This is a genomic window from Mesorhizobium sp. INR15, from assembly GCF_015500075.1.
In the GTDB taxonomy this organism is placed as follows: domain Bacteria; phylum Pseudomonadota; class Alphaproteobacteria; order Rhizobiales; family Rhizobiaceae; genus Mesorhizobium.
Genome location: NZ_CP045500.1, coordinates 34,750 through 42,856 on the forward strand (window position 1 = coordinate 34,750; position 8,107 = coordinate 42,856).

Below are 8,107 nucleotides of genomic sequence, written 5' to 3' on the forward strand. Positions count from 1 at the left end.
TTCCTTCGCGGATTTGAAGAAGTCAGGCGTCTGCTCCATCGCGGTCACCTTGATGTCGCCGGGCTTCTTGCCGGCTTCACGCAGTGCCGGTGACGATGCCGGCGCCGGATTCAGAATCGAAACCGGCGAGACCGGCGATGTCGGGATTGGCCGCAAGAATCGCCGCCGTGACCTGCGCGGCTTTCTGCGCGTCGCCGCCGTCATCCTCATTGGCGACGATGGTGTATTTGCCGCCGCCATTGGCTTCGACATAGGCTTTGAAGCCTGCTACGGCCTCACGCATGTTTCCGGCGTTGATGATCGACATCGACGCTATTTTGCCGCCCCTTGGGCAGCATTTCCATCAGCTTCTTGGCCTGCGCGACGCCGACCTGAGTCCAGTTGGTGCCGATATAGGCGAGACGGCCAGAGGCCGGCAGATCGCCGTCATCGACAACGGTTGGCACGCCTTGCTCCATGCATTTCTTGACTGACTCCGTCAGCGACGGGTCCCAGCCGCCGACGACGGAGACGCCGTTCGGCTTCTGCGCGCAGACTTGATCGACTGCAGAGATGAAGCCAGGCACGTCGAAATCTGTCGGTCCGGCAACGATCACCTTGACACCGAGCTCTTCGGCCGATCCGCTTCATCCCGACATAGTCATACTGCACGAACAGCGGCAGGTTCGCCTTATTGGAAATCCAGTAGTAGGTCTCTTTCGCGTTGGCCGGCCCGAAGGATGATTCCTGCGCATTAGCAGGCAAAGTGGCAGAGCAATGCCGTGGCAGCTAGGGCTGCGCCGGAGAGTATCGTTCTCATTGTTTGATTTCATGCCCGTTTCCTCCTGATGTTGTTTTTTCTAGTCCCAGTTCCCGCATGTCATCCGGTTGTCCGAATGCCTCCTCCCGTCCTCGCCTGATTTCATGCGCGGCCGCCTGGTCTTGAAACGATCGCAGCGAGACGGCAAACAGCAGGACCAGACCCACCACCAGTCCCTGCCAAGAAACACGCCGATCGCGCTTGATGATCATCGGCGTTCTCGATGAGTGGCGATAAAAAGCCACGCCGAGAATGCCCACCGAGGATCCGTGCCTTCGCCGCCTCTTCAGGCTTGGCGCCCGCCAAGCACCGTGGCGGTGAATCACCTTCAGCTCGATGCCAACGCCGGCGTTGACAGACCGCCGCTTGTTGAGGCGCGCCCGCTCCCAGACGGCCCGGCCAAGCCTGCCAGCGCTCCCATGATGACGAAGCCGATCAAGATGAGCCGGTTCGACGCGAAATGCCCGAGAGCTGAGCTGCGCGAGGATTGCCGCCAATGAAGTAATACTGCCGGAAGAAGCGCGTGCGCGCGACCCAGCCAGCCACCGATGAGCACACAAGTACCAGCATCGCCCAGAATGGCGACTGGAATGCGCAGCAGCGGATCCGCTGCCCGCCCATAAGCGGCGAAGGCGTCGGTAATCGGTGTGACACCGGTGCCGGCGGTGACATAGGTCAGACTGCGATAGATGGTTTAGGGTGCCGAGCGTGGCTATCAGCGCATTGATACCGATGCGCGTGACGATCAGCCCATTGACCAGGCCGCACAGAGCGCCCAACCAGAATCCCCGACCACAATCGCGACTTCGGCCGGCCAGCCCCACCATCCTGCCACGACAGCGGCCCAGACCCCGGAGAAGGCCAGGGTCGAGCCGACGGACAGGTCGAATGTGCCGCCGATCATCAATAGCATCATGCCGCAGACAAGGATCCCGACAGGAGCCAGGTTGAGAAGCACGGCCCGCATGTTGGATGCGGTGGGGAAGTTGTTCGGGTAGACGATGCTCATCGCTAGCGCGAGCGCGATGACGAGCACGAAGAGCGTCAATTCCCTGGAATCGGCTAGGCGCCGCACAACACGCACGAAAAGATTTTCGCGTCGGCGTTCGGCATTCTCCGCCATCGGTTGCGTGATCCGCATCGTCATGCCTCCGCTATCCCTGGTTGATCGCGAGCTTCAGCCACCGAAGCCGTGTATCTGGTGGCGAGACGCAGCACCTGTTCTTCGGTCGCGCCTTCGCCCGGCAGTTCACCCACGGTCCTGCCTTCCGCCATCACAACGATGCGGTCGGCAAGAGCCAGCACCTCAGGCAGGTCCGAGGACACGACGAGCAAGGCGACGCCCTTGTCGGCGAGTGCCCGCAACAGCCGATAGATTTCCGAGCGTGCGCCGACGTCGACGCCACGCGTCGGTTCGTCGACGATCAGCAGGCGCGGCTCCATTGCCAGCCATTTGGCGAGCAGCACTTTTTGCTGGTTGCCGCCGGAGAGATTGCCGACAACCTGATAGACGCTCGGCGTCGCGATACGCAGTTCGTCGATGAAATTCTTCGCTAGCGCTTCAGCCTTTGAGTTGGAAAAGTTTACCCCCGCCGAAACCTTGGAAAGAACCGTCGCGGCAACGTTGTTGACGATGTCCATGCCAAGGAACAGGCCGGCCGCCTTGCGATCCTCCGGCACCATGCCGATACCGGCGTGCTTGCCGTCCCACGGGCCTTTCGGATCGATCGGCGTGCCGACGATCCGGATCGATCCCGAGCGCTTCCGGCGCGCGCCAAAGATCGCCTCGCAGAATTCACTGCGTCCGGACCCGATAAGTCCGGCCAGGCAGACGATCTCTCCGGCCCGCACCTTGATCGAGGCCGACCGCACCAGTGGCGGCGCGTGGACATTTTCGGCTTCGAGCACGATGTCGCCGATCTTGCGGGCAGCCGTCGAGCGCGCGAAATGCACATCGCGCCCCACCATCAGGCGGATCAGTTCGTCCGTTGTGGTCTCGGCAACGCGGCGGGTCCCGGCAAGCCTGCCGTCCTTGAGAACCGTCACCGAATGACAGAGTGCAAAAATCTCGGCGAGGCGGTGCGAGACGTAGATGATCGAGACCCCGTTTCCGGCCAGCCGGCGCACCACGTCGAACAGTTTTTCGGTTTCAGTCAGGGTCAGTGCGGCTGTAGGCTCGTCGAGGATCAGGATCCTGAGGTCGCGAGACAACGCTTTGGCGATCTCGACGATCTGGGCCTGCGCCGGCGACAGAGCTGAGACCTTCAATGCCGGATCGATAACCACGCCAAGCTGGGCGATAAGCGCCCTGGCCCGATCCCGCATGGCGCGGACATCGACCTGACCCAGCCATTGCGTGGGCTGCCGGCCGGCGAAGATGTTCTCGGCGACCGAGAGCTGCGGCACAAGCGAGCCTTCCTGATGCACGATACCGATACCGAGATCGCCGGCAGCCTTTTCGTCGGGCTGGCCGGTTTCAACACCATCGACAAGGATGGTGCCCTGGTCGCGCAGATAAACACCGGCGACGATTTTGCCGAGGGTTGACTTGCCTGCCCCATTTTCGCCGAGCAGTGCGTGGATTTCCCCGCCATCCACGCTCATCGAGACGTCATCGAGCGCCCGCACGCCGGGGAAGAATTTGGAAAGGTTCTTGATTTCCAGCCTGGGCGCCATGGCGCTACTGAGCCTTGGCCTGGAGGTAATGGCTCTCAACGGCCTCGATCATCCAGACCATCGTCTCATTGTGCGGGGTCGGCACGCCGACGCGCTGGCCGGCCGCGACGATGGCGCCGTTGATGACCTCGATCTCGGTTTGCCGCCTGGCTTCGACGTCCTGCAGCATGGACGCCTTGCCGCCAACGGCGTTTTCGAGCAGGCCGGTGATCGCTGCCCAGCGTTCGTCGTAGTCGAGCGCGATGCCTTGCGCGGTGGCAACGGCAACCACCTCCTTGAGGATAGCGGCCATCAGGCTCTTGGTGCCGTCGAAGGCGACGAGTTCGTGCGACATGAAATGCAGTAGCCCGGCAACCGGCAGGGTGCAGGCATTGAGCGCCAGCTTTTTCCAGACCTCGTTCAGGATCTTGTCCGACTGCGTCGTCTCAATCTGCGCGGCGCGGAAGGTCTCGATGACCTTGCCTAGGCGCTCGGTCGGCTTGCCGGTTAGCTCGCCAATATAAGTCATGCCCGAACCGGGATGCTTGACGCGGCCGGGAGCCAGTAGCGTGCCGCCATGATAGGTCAAGCCGACCAGCACTCGGTCCTCGCCGACAATTGAGGCAATGCGCGGTGCATTGCCCCAGCCATTCTGCAGGCTGAGCACCGCGGTATCCTTGGCAATCATAGGTGCTGCAGCCCGAACCGCAACTTCGGTGTGATAGCACTTTACGAAATTGATGATGAGATCGACCGGTCCGACGCTTGCGGGATTGTCGCTTGCCGGCACCTTGATCACCGGCTGCGAACCATCCTTCTCTTCGATGGTCAGGCCGTTGTCGTTGATTGCCGTCACCGCCGCCTTGGAGACGTCGATGAGCGTCACGTCATTGCCGGCGCGTGCAAGATATCCCCGAATATCCCGCCCATAGCTCCGCCGCCGCCCAGAATGGCGATTTTCATTCAAATTCCTCCCTTGGCGATGCGATCGCCGTCTTAACAAGCAAGTCAGGCTGCCGATGTGGCGTGCAAGAGCGAGCGGCCCAAACCGCCGCTGGCCGATGCTCGCAGCATCTCAGCCATCGTTTTCGATCTCGCATTTTTAGCATTGCAAGCTGTTGCATGGTTGTCAAGCATGATGGTATGAAAGGTCTATGGTCGACCCCCTAATCATAGAACGCAAGAAACTCTTCGAGCATGTGGCCACACATCTCGAGGGCCAGATTCTCTCCGGCAAATTAAAGCCCGGAGACCAGCTACCGCCCGAGCGTGACCTGCAAGCGCGCTTCGGCGTTGGCCGCCCGGCCATTCGCGAGGCGTTGATCTCGCTACAGAAGGCCGGGCTCGTCGAACTCACCAACGGCGCCCGCGCCAAGGTGCTGATGCCGACCGCCAGTCATATTTTCACCGGTATGGCGCCCGCCGTCCGGCAGATGCTGTCGACCGAGGAAGGGCAGCGCTCCTTTCAGGGTGCGCGCATGTTCTTCGAGGTCGGCCTTGCCCGCGAGGCGGCACGGACAGCGACGCAGGAGGATCTTCAATCCCTCGCCCAGGCGCTCGAAGCCAACCGGTTGGCAATCGGTGACCGTGATCGTTTCACCAGCACCGATATCGCGTTCCACTTCGAGCTGGCGCGCATCGCGCGCAATCTCGTCTTCGTCGCCTTGCATGACCAGATCTCGGAATGGTTGAAGGAACAGCGTATTGTCACGCTTGCCGCTGACGGGCAGGAACAGACGGCGTACGAGGCCCACCGCGCCATATACGACGGCATCGTCGCACGCGAGCCCGATCGCGCGGAGCAGGCGATGCGTGAGCATCTGGATCAGTTGACGACGATGTTCTGGCGCCAGCGCTCAAGTCATCACGAGGTGGCCGACCATGACACGGGCGATCGCGCGACGGGCGACCACAACGAATGAAGATCGGCGTCATCGGCGACGATTTCACGGGTTCCAGCGACATCGCCAACACCCTCGCCAAGGCCGGCGCTCGAACCGTTCAATTCGTCGGCACGCCGACCGGACGACTGAAGGCAGAGATCGACGCAGCGGTCATTGCGCTGAAGACGCGCTCGAGCGAGGCTAGCGAGGCAGTGGCGCAATCGCTGGTTGCCTGCAGGTGGCTGGTTGCCAACGGCGCCCAACAGATCGTTTTCAAATACTGTTCAACTTTCGATTCCACGCCGCAAGGCAACATCGGCCCGGTCGCGGAAGCGCTGCTTCTGGAATTAGACACGACGTTAGCGCTGGTTTGCCCTGCATTTCCGGCCAACCGCCGCACGATCTACAACGGCCACCTCTTCGTCGGTGATTGCCTGCTCAGTGAGTCGGGCATGGAAAATCACCCACTGACGCCAATGCCCGATCCCGACATCAGGCGATGGTTGGCGCGGCAGACCGCACTCAAGGTCGGCCATCTCGGCCTGGAAAGCCTGCGTTCGGGCAGCGGCCAGGCCGCCTTGCGCCTGGCAAAGCGCAAAGGCGAAAGACTGATCGTTACCGACGCGATCTCGGATGACGATCTGCGCGCGCTGGGCCGGATAGCAAGGACTCACCGGCTGGTTACTGGCGGCTCAGGGATTGCCATGGGCCTGCCCGGCAATTTTGGAATCCACCCGGGGATCGGGGGTCGGCAGCGCCTCGCAGGGGGCAATGGGCCTGGCCTCATCCTCTCCGGCAGTTGTTCCTCAGCGACGCGCCGGCAGATCGCCACCTATGGCAGTGGCCATCCCTCAAAGCGCCTGGACGCCGTCGACGCACTAGATCCGGGCGCAGCTGTTGCAGGCTGCCTCGATTTCCTGATCAGCCATAAGGGTGCGGGCCCGCTGGTCTACTCGACAGCGGAGCCTTCCGAAGTCTCGGCGGCACAGACCCGGCATGGGCGCGAACGGCTGGCCGAAGCGTTCGAGACTATTTTCGCCGAACTCGCTACAAAGGCAGTATCTGCCGGCTTCCGGCGGCTCGTGGTAGCTGGTGGCGAAACATCGGGCGCGGTCGCCTCGGCATTCGGCGCATCGGCCCTTGAGGTCGGTCCGGAGATCGATACGGGAGTCCCGGCGCTTGTCCTCGACGGCAAGCCGAGGCTGGCATTCGCGCTGAAGTCCGGGAATTTCGGCGCTGATGATTTTTTTGAACGCGCGCTCGCTGTGCTCGGAGGTGACGCCACGTGACTTCAGAAGAACAGCAGCTTCGCGACGAATTCTGCCGCTGGGGAGAATCCCTGTTCAGGCGCGGCTACACCGCCGGCTCGTCCGGCAATCTATCGGCTCGGCTTGCCGACGGGTTTTTGGTCACGCCGACCAATTCCTGCCTGGGGTATCTGGAACCCGAAAGACTGTCGAAGCTGGATGCCCAGGGCATGGCTGTGTCAGGCAATGCCCCGACCAAGGAAATCCCCTTCACATGGCATTCTATGAGGCGCGACCGCAGGCCGCGGGCGTGGTGCATCTTCACTCACCGCGCTCTCCTGTCTCGAGGATACCGATCCAGATGACGCCATCCCGCCGATCACGCCCTATGTTGTGATGCGCGTCGGGCGCGTGCCGCTTCTGCCCTATACCCATCCTGGGTCGGCCGACGTCAGGCCGCTGGTGTTGGCCAAGGCGCACGATCATGCGGCCGTCCTGCTGGCCAATCATGGTCCGGTGGTTTCCGGGCGCAGTTTTCGCGATGCAGTCTTTGCCGCGGAGGAACTGGAAGAAACGGCAAAACTGGTGTTTCTGACAAGACAGCTGTCTGTGCGTCGGCTATCCGCGAATATGGTAGGCGAACTTGATCAGCGTCGACAAACGTGAACTCAGTTTCAGCGAGTCGTGAAGCCGTTGCGAAATCGTTGCGAAAAATTCACAAACGGTATCTTCTTTCGGAATGCCGACAAGGCTTTGGCGCGGCGTCGGTCATGCCATGCGAGACGAAATCGGTATTCATGTCGGCGGCCAGCCTGTCGGCATCGAAAATTCCAGACCTTACCTGAGCCACTGAGTTCATGTCGTCTATCCCATTTTGCCGCTTAGCGCGCCGACCCCGGCCACGGCACGGTGGGCTTTTTCGCTATTCGACCCGTGGCGGGCTGGCACCATTGCGAATGGTGTGGTCGAACGTTCGCTGCTTTCCGCGCTCTTCGGTTACCCTGATCCAATCCGGCTGGCGGCCGACCGCGCTTGTCCCAAAGCCCTTGACATCAACGGCCCATTACCAACGTCCGGAATCTAGCGAAACCCCCGACTAAAGTAATGATTGGCTAAGCATGCAGCCATGGAGGTGTGACGTTGACCCCCTCCTGTTGAAAACAGTGGATGGGGTTTTTCGTTTTTGGGTTCTTACGAAGCCAACTTGGACTGCGGCCTATTTCAAATTCAAGAGATAATCGGCGACTGCCTTGCGATCATCATCCGTCCAATGTGAAGTTTCGTCGGAAATCACCAATCCCATTTCGCCGCCCACCTTGCCGGCGTTGGGAGTTAGACCTGTTTTGAGAGTTTCCGCGAAGCTGTCTCTCGTATAACCGTCCTGTAGCAGTGCAAGCACTGTGAGTGGTGGCGCTTTTCCTCGGGACCGCCGCCGGAATTTTCCGGTGAACTCTTGCCGCTTGTAACCGCACCGAGCGCGTTGAGCGGCGAGTGACAGGCACGCAATGCGTGAGGCCGTTGGG

The 8,107-nt window shown here is 61.3% G+C and carries 8 protein-coding genes and 2 pseudogenes; 3 read left to right on the forward strand and 7 right to left on the reverse strand.

Annotation, left to right across the window (positions count from 1 at the left end; genetic code table 11):
• Positions 1-76: 76 nt before the first annotated feature.
• From GA829_RS37260 to GA829_RS36420, 6 genes are all read right to left on the reverse strand, one after another.
• The gene (locus GA829_RS37260; protein WP_258052493.1) at positions 77-283 is read right to left on the reverse strand and encodes a type 1 periplasmic-binding domain-containing protein; all 207 of its coding nucleotides are present in this window, start codon (positions 281-283) and stop codon (positions 77-79) included.
• Positions 276-596 carry a substrate-binding domain-containing protein gene (locus tag GA829_RS37265; protein WP_258052494.1) on the reverse strand — a complete coding sequence of 107 codons (321 nt, stop codon included), beginning with the start codon at positions 594-596 and terminating at the stop codon, positions 276-278. Before GA829_RS37265 ends, GA829_RS37260 begins: the two co-directional genes overlap by 8 nt.
• A 199-nt stretch (positions 597-795) precedes the next feature.
• Positions 796-1,059, reverse strand: coding sequence for a hypothetical protein (locus GA829_RS37270; RefSeq protein WP_258052495.1), 264 nt, complete (start codon positions 1,057-1,059; stop codon positions 796-798).
• Positions 1,060-1,544: 485 nt separating this feature from the next.
• Positions 1,545-1,946, reverse strand: coding sequence for a hypothetical protein (locus GA829_RS37275; RefSeq protein WP_258052496.1), 402 nt, complete (start codon positions 1,944-1,946; stop codon positions 1,545-1,547).
• Positions 1,943-3,475, reverse strand: a complete 1,533-nt coding sequence (locus GA829_RS36415; RefSeq protein WP_195180193.1) for a sugar ABC transporter ATP-binding protein — start codon at positions 3,473-3,475, stop codon at positions 1,943-1,945. Before GA829_RS36415 ends, GA829_RS37275 begins: the two co-directional genes overlap by 4 nt.
• A 4-nt stretch (positions 3,476-3,479) precedes the next feature.
• On the reverse strand, positions 3,480-4,340 hold the full coding sequence (locus GA829_RS36420; protein WP_258052497.1) for a ketopantoate reductase family protein: 861 nt from the start codon (positions 4,338-4,340) through the stop codon (positions 3,480-3,482).
• A 268-nt stretch (positions 4,341-4,608) separates the two neighbouring features.
• Here GA829_RS36420 and GA829_RS36425 point away from each other — a divergent pair, with 268 nt between their 5' ends.
• From GA829_RS36425 to otnC, 3 genes and pseudogenes are all read left to right on the forward strand, one after another.
• The gene (locus tag GA829_RS36425; RefSeq protein ID WP_195180191.1) at positions 4,609-5,376 is read left to right on the forward strand and encodes an FCD domain-containing protein; all 768 of its coding nucleotides are present in this window, start codon (positions 4,609-4,611) and stop codon (positions 5,374-5,376) included.
• The gene (gene otnK, locus GA829_RS36430) at positions 5,373-6,626 is read left to right on the forward strand and encodes a 3-oxo-tetronate kinase (RefSeq protein WP_195180190.1); all 1,254 of its coding nucleotides are present in this window, start codon (positions 5,373-5,375) and stop codon (positions 6,624-6,626) included. The genes GA829_RS36425 and otnK overlap by 4 nt, the downstream gene beginning before the upstream one ends.
• A pseudogene (gene otnC / locus GA829_RS36435) lies at positions 6,623-7,250 on the forward strand (3-oxo-tetronate 4-phosphate decarboxylase). The gene otnK and the pseudogene otnC overlap by 4 nt, the downstream one beginning before the upstream one ends.
• A 550-nt stretch (positions 7,251-7,800) precedes the next feature.
• Here otnC and GA829_RS36490 read toward each other — a convergent pair.
• Positions 7,801-8,107 (reverse strand): annotated as a pseudogene (locus GA829_RS36490) (hypothetical protein); the annotation flags it as partial.

Coding starts and splice junctions, on each gene's coding strand:
- GA829_RS37260 (WP_258052493.1), bottom strand. CDS start 283: ATGCGTGAGGCCGTAGCAGGCTTCAAAGCCTATGTCGAAGCCAATGGC.
- GA829_RS37275 (WP_258052496.1), bottom strand. CDS start 1,946: ATGACGATGCGGATCACGCAACCGATGGCGGAGAATGCCGAACGCCGA.
- GA829_RS36415 (WP_195180193.1), bottom strand. CDS start 3,475: ATGGCGCCCAGGCTGGAAATCAAGAACCTTTCCAAATTCTTCCCCGGC.
- GA829_RS36425 (WP_195180191.1), top strand. CDS start 4,609: ATGGTCGACCCCCTAATCATAGAACGCAAGAAACTCTTCGAGCATGTG.
- otnK (WP_195180190.1), top strand. CDS start 5,373: ATGAAGATCGGCGTCATCGGCGACGATTTCACGGGTTCCAGCGACATC.